The organism is Microbacterium aerolatum (assembly GCF_007988825.1).
Lineage (GTDB): Bacteria > Actinomycetota > Actinomycetes > Actinomycetales > Microbacteriaceae > Microbacterium > Microbacterium aerolatum.
Genome location: NZ_BJUW01000023.1, coordinates 1 through 20,279, shown reverse-complemented (window position 1 = coordinate 20,279; position 20,279 = coordinate 1). Strand labels below are relative to the sequence as shown.

Sequence of the window (20,279 nt, the reverse complement as noted above, 5' to 3'; positions counted from 1 at the left end):
GCCGGTACGTGTTCGCGCCCATCAGGATCGGGTGGTCCTGCTCGGGCAGTCCTTCGAGCCAGCCGAGGTACTCGGGGCCTTCGAGTCCCCACCAGCCGGGCCACCCCTCGGCCGCGCCGTAACCATCGAGCGAGATGATGAAGTCGATAGTCAATCTCTGCATCGGAACCTCCGTGAGCGGATGGACGACCGGATCGCGGCCGACTTTCGCGGCGATCCTACGCCGGCGGATGCCGCGGCGTAACCCGTCCGTCGGATGCCACGATTGCGGTCACCGAGTCGGTACGGTTGGCCTGTGGATGCCACCGACCCGCTGCCCGACCGGCCCGCTCCGGACAACCCGCAGGGCAAGCTCGTGCTGCTGCGGCACGGCGAGACCGAGTGGTCGCGCGACGGACGGCATACAGGTCTGACCGACATCCCGCTCACCGCACACGGCGAGGAGCTGGCCCGCTCCGCCGGCGAGCTGGTGAGCGACTACGACTTCCGGCTGGTGCTCAGTTCGCCGCTTCAGCGGTCCCGGCGCACCGCCGAGCTCGCCGGATTGGATGCCGAGATCGATCCGCTGCTGGTCGAGTGGGACTACGGCGGATATGAGGGCCGCACGACGAAGGAGATCCGCGCCGAGCTCGGCTACAACTGGTCGGCCTTCACGCACGGCGTGATCCGGGGCGAGACTCCCGGCGAGACGGTCGAGGAGGTCGCGGCGCGAGCATCGCGCGTGCTCACTCGGGTGCTTCCCGCGATGGCCGACGGCGATGTCGCCCTCGTCGCGCACGGTCACTACCTGCGCATCCTCGCCGCGGTGTTCCTGCGACAGGCGCCGCGGTTCGGGGCGGCGATCACGTTCGGCGCCGGCTGCGTCTCGGTGCTCGGGTACGACCGCGAGCACCCGGCGATCCTGGCCTGGAACCATGGCCCGCGCCTGCCGATGGAGCCGCCGAAGTCGTGAGTGCAGCGCCGGGAGCCCTACGCGCTCATGTAGGTTCCCGCTCGAGATTGCATTCGATGCTCCGGAATCCGCGGTAGTTGGCGGCGGCCTCGGTACCAGGATTCCACGCAACATAACGGATTCCTACAACTGCGAGTTCGATGCAACGCCACGCGCCGTCGAGCGGCCCAGCTTGGCTCACTCTTGAGCGAGCAGCACACGAGCACGGCCGGCGATCATCCCCGTGTTCAGGAGATCTCTCGACCGTTGCTGCGCCCACTCGAGAATGTCGGCGTCGGACTTCCCTAAGCGGATGAGCCCGACTATGGCACCAACGTCTACGAACTGGTCGTAGAGCCCAGATCCGCCTATGAGGTAGCGATCAACCAGCGCCTCCTCGATTCGGGGCGCCTTTCCTCGAAGCGGAACGACCACTTTCCAACGATTGCTGACCATCCGCCATCCATGGCGGATAAGCCTCGACGATCGCTTTATACGTCCAGTTCCTGACGTGACTTGCGCCCGGGCGTACACCGCGTGCCGCATCTCAAGGGATTTCTGAAACTCAACATCTGCGTTCGCCACGCGTACAAGTGCGCCGAGGGGCACGACGAACGTGCAGGCATCATGTGCTTCCACTCGAACGCGCTCCGACCCTTCACCGAGGTCGCGCAGTGGCAACCCGCCGACGAACACTGGCGCAATGCCTCGCATCGTGAAGTAAAGCCCCGGTCGCAGCACGGTGGCAGCTGTGCGACCCCTGTTTACCACGGTGATCACAGCAACATCGATAGCTGGATTCGTGATCCTTCTGCCGAAGTGGAGTCCCACAGCGCTCGGATCTACAAAGTCATTGGGATTGGCGCGCACGAGCTGGAGTCCATCGGTGTAGCCGAGCTCGAACTGGACCTTCAACAGGCTTCCGCCGTAGACCCACTCACGAATCCCCCACGCAAGTGCTAGGACGGCGACCAAGACGGGCCAGAAATCCCACCACGCGAACGAGCCTGCCGCTGCTGCGGCTTGACCTGTCTCAGCGGCGGTTACGAGGGCTGGCCATGCGATCACGTGACGCTCCTTTCTGCCTTGAATATGCGACACCGATGCTTGGTGTCACCTACGACGAGGCTCGGCACCCTCGACAGAGTTAGACGAGGCGTCACCTCAAGCCGTCGATCCATCTGCGCGAACGATCTCTAGCGGAACTCCCAGCCCTCGAGCAACCTGCTCAAGCTTGGGGAGCCAGGAGGGCTCCTTTCTCGCCTGGGTGTCGGCGTTGATCGCCAGGAAGAGAAGACCGGCCGCGATCGCAAGCCCGCTATCGCGTGAAGAGTCGACGGGGTCCGGCTCGAAAGACATCCCGATCGCCGACCGTTCATCCTCGATGACATAAAGATCAGTGATGCCAAGTCCAGCATGCGACTCGTTCGAGAGCGCCCGGTAGAGCGTGTGCAAGTGATCACCGTCCTTCAATGAAAGGCAGCGTCCTTGCATCGTCGCGACTGGCGTTCCCTCGAGTTCGTGCTGCAACACATCGAAAGCGCGCTCCGCTTGCGCTTTGCCAGGCCCGGCCTCCCCGCCCTGCCTCACCAGATCCTCGATTGCAATCTTCCGCATTTTGGCACCGTCTCGAAGTAAGGTGCGTCCAGCATCAGGAGTCGTGAGAAGCCACGCGCACGTGATGCCGCACTCAAAGATCAGTCGCACGGTTGGCATGAGTGCGATCCCCGCGACCCTGCCATCGAGCTCCAGGAGTGCGGAGGCAAGCCTGGCAGCATGATGCGCGTGAGTATGAATGGCCACCGCGGCATGTTCGTCCAGACCTTCTCGGAACTCGACGTCGTTGTAAAGGTTCGTTGCCCACAGGTCACAGAGGTACTCGATGTGCCCGCGTATCTCTTCTGGTCCGCGAGTGGAGCTCGACGGCGGTACCGTTCTGTCTCCGTCAGTCATGTCCAGAGATTATCCCGTCTGCACCGTAAAGCGATCCTCGATGCGGGCGGTGCGATGCCCCCGTCTAGTCCGAGCTACCAGACCTCTCGAGCCAGCTGACACCCCAAGACCAATCTTGGTTCGAACGCCGCGCGCTCCGTCCGCCAGCGGCGTGCCTGCTACTCTTCAGTCATTCATCACGTACGCGGGATGCTGCCAGCAGAGGTATCGAACTCATATGACCCACGTCCGCCACAGCAACCCGCCTGGCTCGCGCTTTACGACGTGCAACGGCAGGGGCTACTTCAGCCATCCTCATCACCGCGATCGCGGAATGTTCAGAACTAAGTCGATCTGGGCGATCTCTGACGAGAGCGAATGTCATGTCTTCTGCGACACCGAACGACGCGAGCCGACGAAAGTCGCGGCACCCTCGCAGGTGTGGGCCGTTGCCTCCGATCTCACACAACCTTTCGGCACCCGCGGAGAAGTTCTCGCCCGTTTCCTGCCACCACAGTCAGGATCCACCGATTGGCACGGCCACCCCGTAGGCCGACGGAGCCCTGGATCAACGAAGACAGCCCCGGCCGCCGTCATCGCGAGCTGGGAAGCCAGCGGCTTGGTGTCCCACGCCCTCGCCAAGAAGCTGCGGAAGCAGGCTTTGTGATGGACGTTCGACGCTTCACCGTCCGAGTGCCAGGCCATTGGGAGGATGCCTGGCTCTACCGTGAAAATCTGCTCGTGTGGGACCGCCAAGGATCGTTGTACTACGTCCCCATCGACTCGCTCCGGGCTCAAGTCGCTCGCGCACAGGATCACCACCATGCCGTGCTGGCGGACCACCTCGTGTTCCGTAGCGAGCGGAAGTCCTCACGCGAGTTTCAAGATCTATTCGCGATCACCGCGGTACGGGAGCGGTTCCTCGAACCACTTGCTATCGGTCCAGAGACGGTTGTCTCGATAGACGCCTCGACCTTCCAGCAGGCATCCATCGAACCCATTCCCGGCAACATGACTGACACGGTGGCATACGGAAACCGCCTGTTCACGACAAGTGACGCCGGCGTATTCGAGACACAGTTCGATTCGCGTTTCGATACGCAGTCCCCACTCTTACAGGTCCACACGGCACCCGCGACGGCAATCGTTGCGGGCAACGGCCAGTTCGCGGCATCTCTAGGCGAGGTTGGGCTTGTTACGCGCGAGGTCGGCTTCGGTGATGGAGACCAGTGGGTCGATTCCGTGCGCGACAGGGTACTCGAAACTCTGGCACCGTACTCGCGGAGCGTCACAAGATCCTCTGTTCACCTGGTCAACTACGGAGAATCGCCCGTCCCGGACTTCATCCGCGCGACGACCCAGATCGAACGTCGCGCGAACGGTTTCACGGAAACGATAGTCACCGATTTCGATGAACCAGCGTCACTGGATCAATCTCTCCGCGAGGTCATCGGAAACCACCTAACCGTTGACGAGGTCCGGGCAGGCGAGGGCTTTGAGGTGCTCGGCAACGCCAACTACCGGCTCCTCCTCCTGATCGGCCATGAAGTGCGCGTGTTGAACATGCTCGCGAGACGCGACCGTGCGCTTCGCGTGGACCCGTATCGCAAAATTGACGTTGGGCAAACCATGCCCAACCCCTTCGCTCACGCACTGTCGACTCAAGCGTTGCGCTCAGGATTTCTAGTGGAGCACGTCGGAGGCGTCCACGTTCTTGGAGACTCCGGCGTGACCGAACTTGCGGACGAGTTGGTCGTGCAAGCACGCACCTTCCCCAATTCCCGGCGCTACGTTGATACCGTCATCTTGGTCCGGGAACACAGCCTTGATCTCGTGGGCTTCATCGACATCGACCCGTAGCTTCCGTCAACAACGGATCGCTCCAGTTACTCGGCCCCGCACGCCATTCGGAGCCGCCGCCGCAGATGAGCGGGATTGGGCGCCGTCTGTCGGTTCTGCGTGCCAAGGTCTAATCGCGTTCACGCCTGCTTGTCCTTCAAGAACTCGTACAACATCGCGGGCAGTGCCTTGCTCAGTTCTGCGAACAGGCCGCTGTCGCTGAGCATGTCGTCGACAAGCAGCGGTGTCTCGTCCCGGACCTCGATGACAGCCTTCGCGAACGACTTCGGCAGCGCGGGTGACTCCGCGAACTGCTGCGGAGTGTTCACCTCGGCCTGTCGGGCGAGGTCGTAGTCGACGGCGAGCTTGCCCATGATGTGGTTGACAGTGAGGTCAACGGCGCCAATACCGTACTTGTCGCCGAAGCGTTCGTTGAGCTTGCCGATGATCTCCTCGAGGGCGCTGCGGTGTTTCTCGTGAATCGCACCCGAACCGATAGCGGTAATCGGATCGAGTCCTGGCCCCTGCTCCAGGTTGAGCTTCACGGATTCCCCGGGCGCGATGCTGTACTCCGTCAGCTGCACCTTCGAGATGTCGACCGGCTCTTCATAGGTCGCCGTCGACAATTGCGGAAGAACGCGGCGCAGGAAATAGTGCCGCCGAGGCAGGTCAGTGTCCTCGAGGTTCCGCGCCTGCGAGATGAAGTCGTAGAACTTCACGTACTGGCCAGCGTCGCTCTTGAACAGCTTGAGCTCGTCCTGCTCAGCAGCGTCCCCGTCGGTGACCGCGTTGAACCACCTCTTCGCGAACCGATCCACCGCAGGGGCGGTCGCAGCACTGACTGCGCTGTTCGCATTTACCCCACCCGCGAGGGCCGCATCGAACGCCTGCTCGACCTCGGCCATCGTATAGATGCCGGCACCGTCGAGCTTCGTGACCAGGTCGTAGATGAGGTTCGGGTCGGTCGTCGCCGTCAGCGTCGCCTTGCGGTAGTAGTCCTTGAACGCATCCAAGATCTCGAGGGGCTCGTTCACGAAGTCCAGCACGAACGTCTTGTCCTTGCCCGGGTACGTGCGATTGAGCCTCGAGAGCGTCTGCACGGCCTGCACGCCGCCGAGCTTGCGATCCACGTACATCGCCACCAGGCGCGGCTGATCGAAGCCGGTCTGGAACTTCTCCGCAACGATCATCACGTTGTACGTCGACGGCTTGAAAGCCGCGGCCAGATCCGACGTCCACAGGCCCGGGTTCTGGGTCTTCTCCGTCAGTCCCTCGCCGGCATCCTCAGGGTCTTCGACTGTGCCGGAGAATGCGACGAGCGCCTTCACTCCCTGGATGCGCGAGTCGGAGAGGTACGTGTCGAGGTACTTCTTCCAGCGCACAGCCTCCTTGCGGGACCCGGTGACAACCATCGCCTTCGCCTTGCCGTCCAAGAGTGGCTGCGCGAATGCCCGGAAGTGGTCGACGACGATCTTCGCCTTCTGGCTGATGTTCGTCGGATGCAACCGCACATATTGCACGAGCGCCTTCACCGCCGTCGACTCGTCAACCTCGCCGGGACCGTCGTAGTCCGCTCCCGGATGCTGCAACTGCCACGCGACCTTGTAGGGCGTGTAGTTCTGCAGCACGTCGAGGATGAAGCCCTCTTCGATCGCCTGCTGCATCGAGTACAGGTCGAACGGCTCCGGAGCATCTGCACCTTCAGGGGTCCGGCCGAACAGCTCCAGCGTCTTGGCCTTCGGCGTCGCGGTGAACGCGAAGTACGAGATGTTCGATGCGTTCGCAGTAACCTCCATCGCCCACTGCAGGTACGCCTCCGAGTCGATCGGAGCACCCTCAGCCACCGCCGCCTGCTCCTGCGGCGAAAGCACCTTCGTGAGCGCGCCCGCCGTCGAGCCGGTCTGCGATGAATGCGCCTCGTCCGCGATGACCGCGAAGCGGCGGCCCTGAAGCTCGGGCTTGGACTGAATCGTCGTGATCAGCGCTTCGAACGTCTGGATCGTCACGATGACGATCTGCTTGCCGCCAGAGAGCGCGGACGCGAGTTCGGTCGACTTCGACTCGCCACTCTCGCGTGTGATCGACTGCACCACGCCCGCGTGCTTCTCGAACTGGCCAATCGCGTCCTGTAGCTGCTTGTCGAGCACCGTCCGATCGGTCACGACCACGACTGTGTCGAAGACCTTCTCGTTCTGCTCGTCGTGCAGTTGCGACAGGCGGTGGGCGAGCCACGCGATGGAGTTCGTCTTCCCCGACCCGGCGGAGTGCTGCACGAGGTAGCGGTTACCCGCGCCCTCCGCACGTGAGGCTTCGACAAGCCTGTTGACTGCTCGCCACTGGTGGTAGCGCGGGAACAGGATCTTCTCGGTACGCGTTTTCTTGCCCGTGTCGGGATCGACGTCGACCTCGACCTGCAGGTGCACGAACGAACCGAGCACCTGCAGCCAGGCATCCCGCTGCAGCAGCTCTTCCCAGAAGTAGGACGATGCCGAGCCCGCGGGGTTCGGCGGGTTGCCCGCGCCCTGGTCGTAACCCTGATTGAACGGAAGGAAGCGAGTACCTGATCCTGCGAGCTTCGTCGTCATCCGCACCTCGTTGTTCGACACGACGAAGTGCACGAGCGAGCGCTTCGCGAACGCGAACAGCGGCTCACCCGCCGGGTTGCGGTCAAACCGGTACTGCGCGACCGCGTTGTTGATCGGCTGAGTGAAGTCCGTCTTCAGCTCGACCGTCGCCACCGGGATGCCGTTGACAAACAACACCAGGTCGAGCGCCTTGTTCGGATGCTTCGCCGAGTAACGCACCTGGCGCATCACCCGCACGCGCATCTTCGCGTAGTCGGCAAGGGTTTCGGGGTTGTTCGAGGTCGCCGGCCGGAACTGCGCCATACGGAACTTCACCGCGCCACCGTGCAGCGGCACCATCGAGAACCCCTCGTGAAGGATGCGGATCGTGCCGCCGTTCTTCATCGGATCGTTGTCGAGAGATTTCGCGAGGCGAGTGAGGATGCTCTGGGATGCCGCTTCGCGCTGCGCCTCGGAGTCGTCCGGGCGCACGACCTTCGCGAACTCGATCGGCTGAGACTCCGCGAGCCAGCCAAGAACATCGTCCGGGAACAGCGCTAGTTCGCGATCATATCCGGCACCAGTCGGTGAGTACAGCCAGCCGTTCGCGGCCAGGTGCTCCGCGATCTCGTTCTCCAGCACGGACTCCAAATGTGCCCCTGCGATGCCCGTCATACAACCACCCCCAAGTCGATCTTGCCCGTCACCGCGGCCGAGATCAGCGCAGCGCGACGCTCACGAGCCAGTACCACGCCGCGTCGAGCCGTATCGATCGCTGCGTCAAGTCGCGCGGTCTGCTCCTTGATGCGCCCGACGACTAGGGACTGCTCCTCAAGCGGCGGCACGGGAATGCGAAGTCCGGCGAGCTTCTCGTTGTTCAGAATCGGAAGGGTATTGCCAACGGAGAGACGCACAACGGCTGCGCGCGCCGCTGCAAACGCCCAGAAGAGGAACTCATCGTTGAGGGCCCACTTTAATGCCGTGATCTGCTGATTGAAGTAGACAGCGCGAGTCACTCGGCCGGCCTTCCCCAGGGTGGCGCCGATCGTGCAAAGCAGCGTTGACCCTGCAGCAGCAGGCTTTCCTTGGGCAGCACCGTTCTCCGTAAGCCATCTCGAAGCAATACTCGGCCCCCCAGACACATCTAGGTCGTCCGGACGAATCCACGGCTGACCCGGCTCATCTGCGAAAACGGAATCGCCCGAAGGCGTGGTGCCAGTCCTGATGCGCGCAGACCAGCGGAGCGGTCGCACCTCCCAATGCGAAGGAATCGTGCCGATCCAATCCACACCACTGTCAATGCGTTCGGCGGAGCCGACGGCCCCCTTGCCCGTGATCAGGTAGGCAACGATGGCAGCGCGGCGCTCGGTGAGGAGGGCGATGAGCTCCTCGTTCTTCGCGATGAACGCGTCGATCTGCGCCGTCTCCCGATCCAGATAGTCCGCGATCGCGCGCTGCTCGGTAACTCCGGGGACCCAGACCTTGGTGTTCCGCACCTGAGTCCAATCCGCTCTCGGCATCTTCGCCCCGTACACAGAAGCGATCACCGGATCGAGGAATGGCGCCGATAGAACCACGTAGGCGAGGTACCGACTCGTCATCAGCTCACGGATCGGACGATAGACATGGAAGTCACCCACAGCGTCCCCGTCGGTGTCCGCAAGCCAGGCCTTCCGCAAGCTCGGGCGTAGTTTGCCGAATAGTACGTCTCCGCGCCGGAACGCGATGCCATCGCCCTCATATTGCACTTCTGGGTCGAAATTCAGCCGACCCGTTCCCTTCTCAACCGCCTCAAGCCCGATTCGAAAGCCGCGCCGACTCGTCGACCGCTCAGTGACCAACCTCACGGTCCGGCCGAAAGCAACCTCGCTCACCGTTCGACCTCCACGAGCATGGCGCGCAGCTCATCCATGACGGCCTCGAGGTCGCGGTCGATCTCCTCGAGCGGGCGTGGCTGCACGTACTGGTAGAAATGGCGGGTAAAGGGGATCTCCGCGCCCTCCTTTGTCTTGGCACGGTCAATCCAAGCGTCGGGTGCGTAGGGCAGCACTTCGCGGGTCAGGTAGTCGTTGATCTCCTCGTCCCACGGCACATTCTCGGTGTCCCGCTGCGAAGAGTCCGGCTCCGGGTTTCCCTTGGCATCCCGGCACTCGTCGGCGGTGTCATCCTGCTCGCCCAGCTCGGTCGTGACGGTCTTCAGCAGCGGCCCGGTGATCGAGAACCCCTCGGCCCGCGCGGCATCCTTCAGCGACTTGTGGAACACGGCCCGGTTCTTCCAGACCGCGTCGTCGCCCAGAGACTCAAGTACGCGACGCAACGCAGCGGCATCCGCCTCGCTCAGTTTCTGCACCGCTTTCGCCTCGAACACCGCCTCGATACGCTCCGGGGTCGCCTGCCAGTTGAGCTTGAGCGGACGCTCGACCGTGATCGTGCGGTAGAGGAACTCTTCGTTGCGGAAGAGCATCGAGTGCTCGGCATCCTCAAATCCGGCGTACAAGCCGACGATCGTTTCGATGTTCTTCGGCGACAGCTCGTTGCGCTTCGAGCCGAGCCCCTTGCGGAGCTTGGTGAACATCTCGCGTCCGTCGATGAGCTGCACACGGCCCTTGCGCTCCTCGGTCTTGCGGTTGCTGAGCACCCAGATGTACGTGGAGATGCCGGTGTTGTAGAACATGTCCTTGGGCAGGCCGATGATCGCCTCGATGAGGTCGTTGTCGAGCAGCCACTTGCGGATGTTCGATTCACCTCCGCCCGCTCCGCCAGAGAACAGCGGCGATCCGTTGAGGACGATCGCGACGCGCGATCCGCCGTCTTCCTTCTTGCGCATCTTGGAGACGAGGTGCAGGAGGAACAGCATCGCGCCGTCGCTGACCGCGGGAGTACCCGGGCCGAAGCGGCCGTTGAAGCCGAGCCGCGCGTGCTCCTCGTCGACGTACGCGCGCTGGTCCTTCCAATCGACACCGAACGGCGGGTTCGAGAGCCCGTAGTCGAACTTCTTATCGTCGAAGGCGTCTTGGGTGAGGGTGTCGCCGAGGGCGATGTTGTCGACGTCCTGGCCCTTGATGACCATGTCGGCTTTACAGATCGCGTAGGAGGCGTCGTTGTAGTCCTGCCCATAGAGGCTCAGTTGGATGCCGGGGTTCATCCGGCGCAGGTACTCGTCGGCGACGGAAAGCATGCCGCCGGTGCCGGCGGTCGGGTCGTAGATGGAGCGGACGACGCCCGGCTTCGAGAGCGCGTCATCGTCGAGCGCGAAAATCAGCTGCACCATCAGCGCGATGACCTCGCGCGGTGTGTAGTGGTCGCCCGCGGTCTCGTTCGAGCGCTCGTTCGCCCACCGGATGAGCTCCTCGAAGATCAGCCCCATATCGATGTTGCTGACGACGTTCGGGTGGAAGTCGGCCTGTGCGAACTTCTCTGTCACGGCGTAGAGCTTGTTCTTCTCGGCCAGCTTGTTCAGCGTCTTGTCGAACTCGAAGCGCTCGAAGATGTCGCGCACATTCTCCGAGAACCCCGCGAGATACGCCGACAGGTTCGCGCGAAGATCCTGTGGGTCGGCGACGAGCTTCGCGAAGTCGAACGGGCTGGTGTTGTAGAACTGGTGCCCGGCGGCCTCCGTCAGTCGGAGATGCCGCAGCATGTCGGGCATCGACTCCGTCGCCTTAGCAACGTTCAGCACCTCCGGCTTGGTCTCCGCGAGCACGGCATCCAGTCGCCGGAGAACCGTGAACGGAAGGACAACCGATCCATACTCCGCGGGCTTGAACGGGCCGCGCAGTGACTCCGCGATGTTCCAGATGAAGTTGACGTGATTGACCAACGGCGGGGACTCCTGACAGCTCAACGAGACCGGTCGGGCCTCGTCTCCCTATCCTGGCGCACGGAACGCGAATCGTGATGTGCCGCCCGAGCGACGTCGCTAGTTACGTCGCCCCGTGCGTCAGTCCCGCCGCGCGGAGATGCCTGCGGATCGTCGTCGGACTGCAGCCGAGCTCGCGAGCAATGCTCACCGCGGTCCGTCGTTCCGTCTCGTACTGTTCGCGTAGCCACTCGATGTCTACGTGGAATCGCGGCTGGCGACCCGGTCTCGAGGGGATACCGTGCGCGTCTCGAGTCCGAGCGACCGTTTGACGCGAGAGACCGAGCTTGACCGCGGTGGCACGGATCGAAAGGCCCTCGTCGTATGCCGCGGAGATCGCGACGTGCTTGGGGCCGCCGCTCGCCCCGCGCACCGGGCGCCGCGCGACCCACTTGCGGGCACCTGCTCGATCGGGTTCGAACGGTGCTAAGCCAAGCGCGCTCGGGGTGGGATGCCACGTGACCGGCTCTTCTATGCCGAGGCCGTCCAGATACAACGCCGCGACTTCTTCAAGGGCGGAAAGCACCCGGGAGGGCGCGTTCCGTGTGAATCCGTGGAGTTCCGAGTCGGTGACGAGTTCCGGCGCGCCGTCCAGCGGCGAAAGGCGTTGAACTCGATCACCGCTCAGCAAACGGTGCACGTGTGCGCGAGCGAGTACTGCTCTGCGTGGGAAGCCGGAATGGACGTTATGCGCGATGGCGATCCTCTCCCACTCCTCTGGCTGCAGCAGCTCCGTGTAGTCGAGCGAGCGTCGTCGGGAATAATCGATGGGCGTATCGACCGCATCCAGGAACTGAGCAAGCTGCAGGATCGTGGGCAGGGTTTCGGTTTCGGCACCGCTCCTGCCGAGCGAACGCATCACGTTGGTCACTCGGCGGCTCGGCGCTTCCCTATCGATCAAGCCCAGGCTCGCAGCGTGGGTGAGCCTGCTTCCCGCCAACACGATCGCTGCGGACAGTGCCGCCGCCGCAATGGTGCGGTCAACGCGTCGAGGTGCAAGGTGAGCGGTCCACTCCGGCCAGAGAAGCGCGGGAATCTTGGCTGCGCGAGCCGCCGCGTCGCCGCCATCGAAAGCCGTCTGAAGGACGAACGTGGCTCGACGTTTCGTACCTCGGGTAGATGCGATCAAGGTCTGCATCTGCGGCGATAGTCCGTCGTAAGAGGTGTTGACGTTGACGTTGTCGCGGAACAGTTCATTGAGCAGGGCAGTGTCATGCACCGCCCGACATGCGACGGCATAAGCGGACGCGCGATGAATCGCACCGGCGCCGCCCGATGATGTCCGACTTTCGTCTGGACCCCGTTCCTCCAGGTCGCGACGAGCGAAGCCCGCGAGGAGAACAAGATCGCCGAGCACACGGCTTGCTGGCTGCGGGCCCGAGGACCAAATTCCGTCAGCAGTGCGCGGCTTCGACAGTGCGCGCATGATGAGTCGCTGCGCATCGAGCACGTCAGCGCCGGCATCCATCGCATCAGAGTGATCATCACGAAGATCAGCGCCGCAGGGTCTCACCCGTCCGTTGTCGAGGCGCCCTATCGGGTTGCGGCACGCGCCTGGCATCGGCACGAGACGGTGCGGAAGTGCGGTTCGGTGGGGAGGCTTTCGGCATGCCGCGCACACGTCGTTGAGGAGCCGATGATGGCGCACACACGCGAACCCGAACGGAAACTGCCACGTGAGTCGCCAACGACCGTTCGAGTCGCGCAAGCAGTCTGGGCAGTATCGCCCGGATGCCCCGCTGATCGGGCTGAAGAGCGAGATGGCCCCACGCCGGTCGAACTGGACGGCGTTGGCCGCAAAGCCTTCGCGAGTAGTGGCGCGCAAGACCTCGCTTGTCAACCCTGTGGTCCGTTCCAGGTTGGCCAGTTGCTGGTCATCAAGCTGCACGGACCACGACGTGCTTCCCAACGGGCCCTGCGCCAGCACACGCAGACCGAGCGCGCGGGCGAGATCTCCGCACGTCGTCCGCAGCGTTGCCGCCATCGTCTCGAACCACGACCCGAACGGCTCGTCAGGGAGCGGTCGTACGACGAACGGGAGTCGACGCAATTCCGCCGTCATCGCGCAGCTTCTTCCGTTGATCCGTCGTCCAGTTCACGCTTCAACTTTCGATCGAACTTCTTCTCACGGTCGGCACGCCCGGACTCGGCACCCTCATCCAGCCGGATGGTGTCGAGCAGCGCGCGATCGAGCTTCTCATCACCGGTGCGGATCGCCCTGGTCGTTCCGCGGCGGATCAAATCCATGAGCGAACCGATGTTGCCGCCTGTGCGGACGAAGATGTACGTCGCCAAATCCTGGATCATCCGATCGTGACCGTTGCTGAGCACAACCGCTTTGTCCAAGGAGCCCATCAACCTCGCCCACTCGCGCTTATCGGTCTGGGTCTGCAGCGAAAAGATGTTCATGCCGAGTACCGTCCAGCGGCGGAATGTCTGCGCGAGCGCAGCATCCTCCCCCGAGCGCCCCTCCTTGAGAAGTCCACTCTCTCGTAACGCAACTCCAGCGAAGACGAAAGCGGCGTCGTATTCGTTGGCGAGCCACTTCAGTTGGTTCGCAACATGGACGCTGTCATTGGTCCTCATGTTGAGGAAGTGCAGGTCATCGATGATGACGAGCCGCGTATCGTGCCTAGCGATGCAGTCGGCCGCAGCACGGGCGAGATCACGTGACAGGGTCAACGACTGCCGGAGCTCACTCCGAACACTTGGGTGGGCATAGAACCCTAAGAGCATCTGATGCAACGCCTTGATCGTCGGCTTGCCGGCCAGTGTGACGTGGCACACGGGAATGTGCTTCGTCGTCTGCGTATCCGGGTCGAGGTACTCGCCCGCTTCCGCGACTCGCCGACGGTGAAAGTCGCGCCCGAACATGCGCAGCGCGGTCGTCTTACCCATAGTCGGAGGTGCGTCTATCGCCGCGGCACTCTTGACTCGGTCCGAGTCCTGTTGGTTGCTGTCCACGATGTCCAACAGATCCTGGTGGAGACGGTCGACCTGTTCGGACCGCAAGACGATATTGGCGTGCCATTCCCGACGACGTCGGTCGTAGTCGACTCGAGCGCTATCGCTCAGGCCAACGACCTGCGGCGTCGTGAGTCGTTCCGGAATCGTCCGAGCTTCCCGCTCGGTGAAATGGCTCCAACTCTCGTACGTCGAGAAGCTGCCTCGGAGCGGTTGCGCGCTGGTCACATCATCTCCATGAGCTCATCGTCACCGAACACGAAGGCGGCGAAGAGATCGTCATCGTCGTCATCGTCTCCACCCTGCGGTATCGCTGGCGCGGGGGCTTCTGGTTCGTCGTCTGGCCACTCGCCGACCGCGCTGCCGAGCATCCGCTGAACCGTCCGCAACGACCATGCGCCCTCATCTCCTCGATGGTTCTCTGCCAGTTGCGAGGCCAGACGTGCGCTCACTCGCCGCTCGGTCGGTGTGAGATCTCGGCCGGCACCCCAGTCGGCCAGCAGTTTCGCGGCGGCCGCATCGACGTCAGGTCTCTTGCCGTCCGCGATCTCGAGGGCGAGACGCTTTGCATGCTCGAGCGCCTCGGAACTGAACGGCACCGACTGTGCCCCTTTCAGGTGCCAGCGCAACGCATGCCAGGTGCCGTCCTCGGGATCACGGAAGTAGATCCGACGCACGTCATCCGGGTCGTACGAAAAGGGCCAGAGCGCATCGCCATCGCTGCCGCGGGTGCGATTCCGGTACTTCGCGACGATCTCCCCGCGATAGCGGATGCCGTTGAGCTCGACGCCGTAGTGATTGAACTGCCGCTTCGCCACGGGTAGCAGCTCGAGGAGATAGTTTCGATTCCGCGGAATCCGAAGTTCGCCCGTCACGGCCAGCCCCTGCGAGTAGCGCTCTGCGGGACTCATCTTCACGCCGAACATCCCCGGGTCCGCGAGTGCGGCGTGCGGACGCACGTGATACACGGTGGCGACCCACTCCCTGATGATCTGTTCGAGCTGAGGCAAGGTGTAGACGGCCTCTGACTCGCCCCGGTGTGTCCGGAGACAGGATTCCTTGGAAGGATCTGTCTTATGGGACGTCCCAGTAAGTATCCGCGCGAGCTTCGTGAGCGCGCTGTCCGTATGGTCGTCGAGGTGCGGGCCGATTATCCGAGCGAGTATCAGGCGATGACCGCGGTCGCGCAGATGCTCGGCATCGGGTCGCCGGAAACGATTCGCACCTGGATCCGTCGGGAGCAGGTCGATGCGGGAGACCGGCCCGGTGTGACGACCGACGCGCAGATGGAGATCAAGCGCCTGAAGCGGGAGAACGCCGAGCTGCGGCGGGCGAACGAGATCTTGAAGGCGGCTTCAGCTTTCTTCGCGGCCGAACTCGACCGGCCACACAAGCGATAGTCGCCTTCATCGACGAACGCAAGGACCGCACCGAGGGCGGGCTCCGATGGGGTGTCGAGTCGATCTGCGCCGTGCTCACCCAGCACGGCGTGAAGATCGCCCCATCGACCTACTACGACGCCCGCGGGCGCGGACCATCACCACAGGCCGTGTCGGATGAGCGGTGGAAGCCGATCATCCTCGCCGCGTGGCAGGCGCACCGCAAGGTGCTCGGCGCCCGAAAGCTCTGGCTGCGGCTCCGCCGTGACGGTCACGACATCGCCCGCTGCACGGTCGAGCGCCTCATGCGTGAGCTTGGGATCGCCGGCGTGCTCCGCGGGAAGCGGAAACGCCCCGTCGACACGGATCCGCGCGAAACCCGCCCCGCGGACCTCGTCGACCGACACTTCGCCCGGTTCCGCACGAACCAGCTCTGGGTCGCCGACTTCACATACGTGTGGACGTGGTCTGGATGGGTCTACGTCGCGTTCGTCTTCGACGCGCACTCCCGCCGCATCATCGGCTGGCGCGCCGCGACGAGCATGACCACACCGCTCGTGCTCGACTGCCTCGACATGGCTCTCTTCACCCGCCGCCGCGAAGGCGTCACCGGGTTCGAGGGGCTCACGCACCACACCGACGCGGGCAGCGTCTACACGTCAATCGCCTTCACCGACCGGCTCGTCGACGAAGGCATCGACCCGTCCGTCGGATCCGTCGGCGACGCCTACGACAACTCTCTCGCGGAGTCGCAGATCGGGCCCTACAAGTCCGAACTCATCCACCACGAGGGTCCCTGGCGTGACGTCGATCAGGTCGAGGCGGCGACCGCGTCCTGGGTGCTCTGGTTCAACACCGAACGCACCCACGGCTCCATCGACGACCTCACACCCCTCGAGGTCGAGCAACTCGACTACGCTCGCAACGAACCGGTTGAAAGAGCCGGCTGACACCAGCAAACAGCTCTCCGGACATGCCGGGGCGAGTCAACTAAACAACTTGGCAGTACTGCCATGTGACTGCCAAGTAGCGGTGGACTTTGCCAAGTTCAGGCGGAACCTACACTCAGTTGAAGTCGCCGCCCGGCGCCATGTCGGTGAATCGCGAGTAGTGGCCCTGGAACGCGACCTGGAGCGTCGCGGTCGGACCGTTACGGTGCTTGGCGACGATCAGGTCGGCCTCGCCGGGGCGCACGTCCTTGTCGTAGACGGAGTCGCGGTGCAGCAGGATCACCATGTCGGCATCCTGCTCGATCGATCCCGACTCGCGGAGGTCGCTGATCTGCGGCTTCTTGTCCTGGCGGGCCTCGGAACCACGGTTCAGCTGCGACAGCGCGATGACCGGAACCTGCAGCTCCTTCGCCAGCAGCTTCAGCGCACGCGAGAACTCCGAGACCTCCTGCTGGCGCGACTCGACGCGCTTGCCGCTGGTCATCAGCTGCAGGTAGTCGATCACGACCATCCTCAGCCCCGAGCGCTGCTTCAGGCGACGGCACTTGGCGCGGATCTCCACCAGCGTCATGTTCGGGCTGTCGTCGATGTACAGCGGGGCGTCGTTGATGCGGCCGCGGGTCGACGCGACGGTCGTCCAGTCGCGCGGGTCGAGCGTTCCCTTGCGCATGTGCTGCAGTGGGATCGCCCCTTCGGCGCTGAGCAGACGCATCGCGATCTCGCTCTTGCCCATCTCGAGCGAGAAGAAGATCGCCGGCTGGTTGTGTCCGATCGCCGCGGCACGGGCAAAATCCAGAGCCAGCGTTGATTTACCCATTGCGGGCCTCGCTGCGACGACGATCATCTGCCCGCCGTGCAGGCCGTTGGTGAGCTCGTCGAGCTCCTTGAAGCCGGTCGGAACGCCGGTCATCGAGCCGTCGCGACCGCTGGCGGCCTCGATCTCCTCGAGCGCAGCATCCACGGCGATCGTCAGCGGGACATAGTCTTCGGCCGTTTCGGTGCCCGTGACGGCGTAGATCTCGGCCTGGGCGTTGTTGACGAGATCCGTCGCGTCGCCCTGACCGTCGTACCCGAGCTGCACGATGCGCGTCCCGGCGTCGACGAGGCGACGCAGGATCGACCGCTCAGCGACGATGCCGGCGTAGTAACCGGCGTTCGCGGCGGTCGGCACGATCGAGGTGAGGGTGTGCAGGTAGTCCGCACCGCCGGCGCGCCCGAGCTCACCGGTCTTGATGAGCTCGTCGGTGACGGCCACGACATCGGTCGGCTCACCGTGCGAGTACAGCGAGAGGATTGCCTCGAAGATGAGCTCGTGCTTGGGGATGTAGAAGTCGGCGCCCTTGAGCGTCTCGATCACGTCGGCGACGGCGTCCTTCGAAAGCAGCATGCCGCCCAGGGCGCTCTGCTCTGCGAGGAGGTCGTGGGGCGGAGTACGCTCCGGCTTGCGCTGGCCCCCGAGGCGCTCCTCCGAGATGTCGGCGATCGACACTGTGCTCCCTTCGGTGCGACTGACAGGGTGGTGCGGCAATGGGATGCTGTGCTCCCCCGCGTGGCGACAGCGGAGTGTTTCGCGGTCACTTCGAGCGAACCACGCACCACCGACATCTGGTCGCTCGTCCACGCTATGAGTGGAGTTTTCCCCATGCAACACAGCCTGTGGGTAACTATGTGGAGAATGTGCGGAGAACTTCGGAGTGTCTGTGTAGAACGGATGTGGATAACCCTGTGGTACCGAATCCGGATGGCTAAGTTTATAGACGCTGAACTGGGTTTTCGACTTTCCTCAGGCTGTGGATGACAAGCTGCTTAAATCACTGATTGAAGGTTTTCGTCACCGCTGTCGCATGTGTACAACCTGGGGAGAAGTCAAGACTTGATTTTCTCGGGCGCGTCCATGGCTTTCCGCCGCGATAGGAGTCGTCATGGAGGGCGATCGAGGCGTCGCGAAACGCCTTCGCTCTGGACAACTGTCATCCCCCACAGGTATGGTCGGCGGCGACGCACCTTGCGTCAGATGGCGTTTCCCTCGGGGGGAGGTGAACGTGAGCAACACCGCATCTCGCCGGATCTCGACCGGCATCGCGTGGGGCGCGTTCGCCGTGCTCGCCTGGGCCGCCGTCACCTTGATGACTTCCACCGGCACCGCGCAAGCGGACGAGGAAACCGACGGTCCGCTGAACGGCCTCACCTCTCTCGTGGGTTCGACAGTCGGCACCGGCACCGAACTCGTCTCGGATGTTGTGACCGAGACCGTCGTACCCGTAGTTGAGCACGTCGCCCCAGTCGTCACCGAAACCGTCCCCGCCGCCGTTGCCCCGGTGACGCAGACCGTGTCTCAGACGGTTGAGGCTGTCCCGGTCGTCCGCGATGTGGTTCCGCCCGTGCTCGCCCCCGTCACCGAGAAGGTGGCCGAGACCGCCACAGAGGTCGCCGCTCCGGTGACCCAGCTGCCGCAGGAATCTCCCGTCTCACAGGTCACCGATCCGCTGCTCGACACAGTCTCCAAAATCGGCATCGTCGGCGACGTGCTCGACGACCTGTCCGTCGCGGATGCCGTCACTGACATCTCACGCGCCGTCGATGCCACGACCGGCTCGCTCGGGCGCACGGTGGCGGATGCCGCTCCTCCTCTGCTCGACACGGTCGACCAAGTCGTTCCCGATGCTCCGGATGTGTCGGTGCCCAGCGCGCCCGTACGAGACGAGTTCGCACCCGCTCCGTCGCCCGCATCCTCCGTCGTGCCCGCGACGGCCACGTTCAATGCGACTGCGTTCAGCGCAGCTGACACGAGCATGCACCCCCTCGCCGCCATGGCCGCAGCCCCGACCGGCGCGGTCGCCGAGGTGGGCACCGGCGGTGAACCCGCCGATCCCGTGAGAGCGGCACACGCACCCCCGGGTTCTCCTGCACCTTCGTCCTCCGCCGGCCACGGTGGCGTCCAGATGGGTGAGGCCGCTCGCCTCGGCGACGCCGCCGCCGATTCACTTCGCGCCTGGAAGCACACGCTCGGCGCGACCGACGACGCCCTCCCGTGTTCTCCGGTCTCTGAGGCCGACGTTTCTCCTGACTGACTCGGGTCCGGTCATCCCTCGCGGATGACAGACGTTCGAGCGCGCTCATTCCGCGCGCGTTCAGCCGACCCAATCTCAGTCAGGAGCTCAATCATGCGAACCTTCGCGAAGCGCGCCCTATGGGGCGTCGCGATCGCCGGCGGGATCACCCTGCTCGGCGCAACCGCCGCCAACGCGGCAGAAACCGACGGAGAGGACGGCATCCTCTCCGGAACCCAGGCGGTCGCTCCCGTCTCGGTGCCCGTCGATCTCTCCGGAAACGCGATCTCGTTGCTCGGATCGTCGAGCACGGATGTTCCGGCATCCGCCCCCGTGGAGACGGCACCGGCCCCCGACCCCGCACCCGCTGCGGAGACGGACGGTGCAGACGGGGCGGCATCCGGAACGCAGGCCGTGATCACGGTCGACATTCCGGTGACCGTTCAGGATACGAGCGTGAGCGTCCTCGGCGAGTCCGATGTCGCCGCGCCCGCCGACGCTCCGGTGTCCGGCGAACCGGCAGCGCCGGCCCCGACGCCCGCTGTCACGACTTCGGGCGCCGACTCGCTGCTCAGCGGCACGCAGGCGCTGCTGGACGTGAACGTACCGATCACCGTGACCGGCAACGCCGTCTCAGCGCTTGATTCGAGCGCGGAGACGGCCGTGGCGGCAGACGAGGCGGCGCCTGCCGCTTCGACGCCTTCCTCGGCGCCGGCGCCGAACACGGACGGAGCCGACGGCATCGCCAGCGGATCCCAGGTGGTGGCACCGATCGCTGCACCGGTGACGATCGACGGCAACGCCATCGGTC

Annotated in this window: 15 protein-coding genes; 5 read left to right on the top strand and 10 right to left on the bottom strand. The window is 64.0% G+C overall.

The genetic code is table 11. The features are described 5' to 3' along the window. Positions 1-163 (bottom strand): dihydrofolate reductase family protein (locus MAE01_RS16220; RefSeq protein WP_186806270.1); only part of this gene is annotated, 163 nt, incomplete at its 3' end. 132 nt (positions 164-295) lie between these two features. Between MAE01_RS16220 and MAE01_RS15580 the strand changes: the two genes are divergently transcribed. Then, the gene (locus MAE01_RS15580) at positions 296-952 is read left to right on the top strand and encodes a histidine phosphatase family protein (protein WP_229718112.1); all 657 of its coding nucleotides are present in this window, start codon (positions 296-298) and stop codon (positions 950-952) included. 177 nt (positions 953-1,129) lie between these two features. Here the strand turns inward: MAE01_RS15580 and MAE01_RS15575 are convergent, their stop codons facing one another. Further along, positions 1,130-1,999 (bottom strand): hypothetical protein, encoded by an 870-nt coding sequence (locus MAE01_RS15575; RefSeq protein WP_147040980.1) that lies wholly within the window; start codon positions 1,997-1,999, stop codon positions 1,130-1,132. A gap of 96 nt (positions 2,000-2,095) precedes the next feature. Then, positions 2,096-2,884, bottom strand: a complete 789-nt coding sequence (locus tag MAE01_RS15570; RefSeq protein WP_147040978.1) for a hypothetical protein — start codon at positions 2,882-2,884, stop codon at positions 2,096-2,098. 645 nt (positions 2,885-3,529) lie between these two features. Between MAE01_RS15570 and MAE01_RS15565 the strand changes: the two genes are divergently transcribed. Next, the gene (locus tag MAE01_RS15565; protein ID WP_147040976.1) at positions 3,530-4,723 is read left to right on the top strand and encodes a hypothetical protein; all 1,194 of its coding nucleotides are present in this window, start codon (positions 3,530-3,532) and stop codon (positions 4,721-4,723) included. Positions 4,724-4,842: 119 nt separating this feature from the next. On the opposite strand, the gene MAE01_RS15560 is transcribed toward MAE01_RS15565, so the two are convergent. From MAE01_RS15560 to MAE01_RS15535, 6 genes are all read right to left on the bottom strand, one after another. Next, positions 4,843-7,941, bottom strand: a complete 3,099-nt coding sequence (locus MAE01_RS15560) for a type I restriction endonuclease subunit R (protein ID WP_147040974.1) — start codon at positions 7,939-7,941, stop codon at positions 4,843-4,845. After that, positions 7,938-9,140 (bottom strand): restriction endonuclease subunit S, encoded by a 1,203-nt coding sequence (locus tag MAE01_RS15555; RefSeq protein ID WP_147040972.1) that lies wholly within the window; start codon positions 9,138-9,140, stop codon positions 7,938-7,940. Before MAE01_RS15555 ends, MAE01_RS15560 begins: the two co-directional genes overlap by 4 nt. Next, positions 9,137-11,086: a type I restriction-modification system subunit M gene (locus MAE01_RS15550; protein WP_147040970.1), complete on the bottom strand. Its 1,950-nt coding sequence runs from the start codon at positions 11,084-11,086 to the stop codon at positions 9,137-9,139. The genes MAE01_RS15555 and MAE01_RS15550 overlap by 4 nt, the downstream gene beginning before the upstream one ends. A gap of 103 nt (positions 11,087-11,189) precedes the next feature. After that, complete coding sequence (locus tag MAE01_RS15545) at positions 11,190-13,187, bottom strand: TniQ family protein (protein WP_147040968.1); 1,998 nt, start codon at positions 13,185-13,187, stop codon at positions 11,190-11,192. Beyond that, complete coding sequence (locus MAE01_RS15540; protein WP_147040966.1) at positions 13,184-14,317, bottom strand: AAA family ATPase; 1,134 nt, start codon at positions 14,315-14,317, stop codon at positions 13,184-13,186. The genes MAE01_RS15545 and MAE01_RS15540 overlap by 4 nt, the downstream gene beginning before the upstream one ends. Further along, on the bottom strand, positions 14,314-15,099 hold the full coding sequence (locus MAE01_RS15535) for a Mu transposase C-terminal domain-containing protein (protein WP_147040964.1): 786 nt from the start codon (positions 15,097-15,099) through the stop codon (positions 14,314-14,316). Before MAE01_RS15535 ends, MAE01_RS15540 begins: the two co-directional genes overlap by 4 nt. Before the next feature lie 66 nt (positions 15,100-15,165). On the opposite strand from MAE01_RS15535, the gene MAE01_RS15530 reads away from it, so the two are divergent. Next, positions 15,166-16,418 (top strand): IS3 family transposase gene (locus MAE01_RS15530; protein ID WP_147040962.1). Its coding sequence is split into 2 segments (ribosomal slippage): positions 15,166-15,448 and positions 15,448-16,418, totalling 1,254 coding nucleotides; the frame shifts between segments, so codons are not numbered across the junction. 115 nt (positions 16,419-16,533) lie between these two features. Here MAE01_RS15530 and dnaB read toward each other — a convergent pair. After that, positions 16,534-17,907, bottom strand: coding sequence for a replicative DNA helicase (gene dnaB, locus MAE01_RS15525; RefSeq protein ID WP_147040960.1), 1,374 nt, complete (start codon positions 17,905-17,907; stop codon positions 16,534-16,536). Between the two features lie 553 nt (positions 17,908-18,460). On the opposite strand from dnaB, the gene MAE01_RS15520 reads away from it, so the two are divergent. Further along, positions 18,461-19,489: a hypothetical protein gene (locus MAE01_RS15520; protein ID WP_147040958.1), complete on the top strand. Its 1,029-nt coding sequence runs from the start codon at positions 18,461-18,463 to the stop codon at positions 19,487-19,489. Between the two features lie 93 nt (positions 19,490-19,582). Continuing rightward, a partial coding sequence (locus MAE01_RS15515; RefSeq protein WP_147040956.1) for a chaplin family protein occupies positions 19,583-20,279 on the top strand: 697 nt, incomplete at its 3' end.

Excerpts from the sequence above, each read along its gene's own strand:
- MAE01_RS15570 (WP_147040978.1), bottom strand. The coding sequence starts at position 2,884 with ATGACTGACGGAGACAGAACGGTACCGCCGTCGAGCTCCACTCGCGGA.
- MAE01_RS15545 (WP_147040968.1), bottom strand. The coding sequence starts at position 13,187 with ATGACGGCGGAATTGCGTCGACTCCCGTTCGTCGTACGACCGCTCCCT.
- MAE01_RS15560 (WP_147040974.1), bottom strand. The coding sequence starts at position 7,941 with ATGACGGGCATCGCAGGGGCACATTTGGAGTCCGTGCTGGAGAACGAG.
- MAE01_RS15565 (WP_147040976.1), top strand. The coding sequence starts at position 3,530 with ATGGACGTTCGACGCTTCACCGTCCGAGTGCCAGGCCATTGGGAGGAT.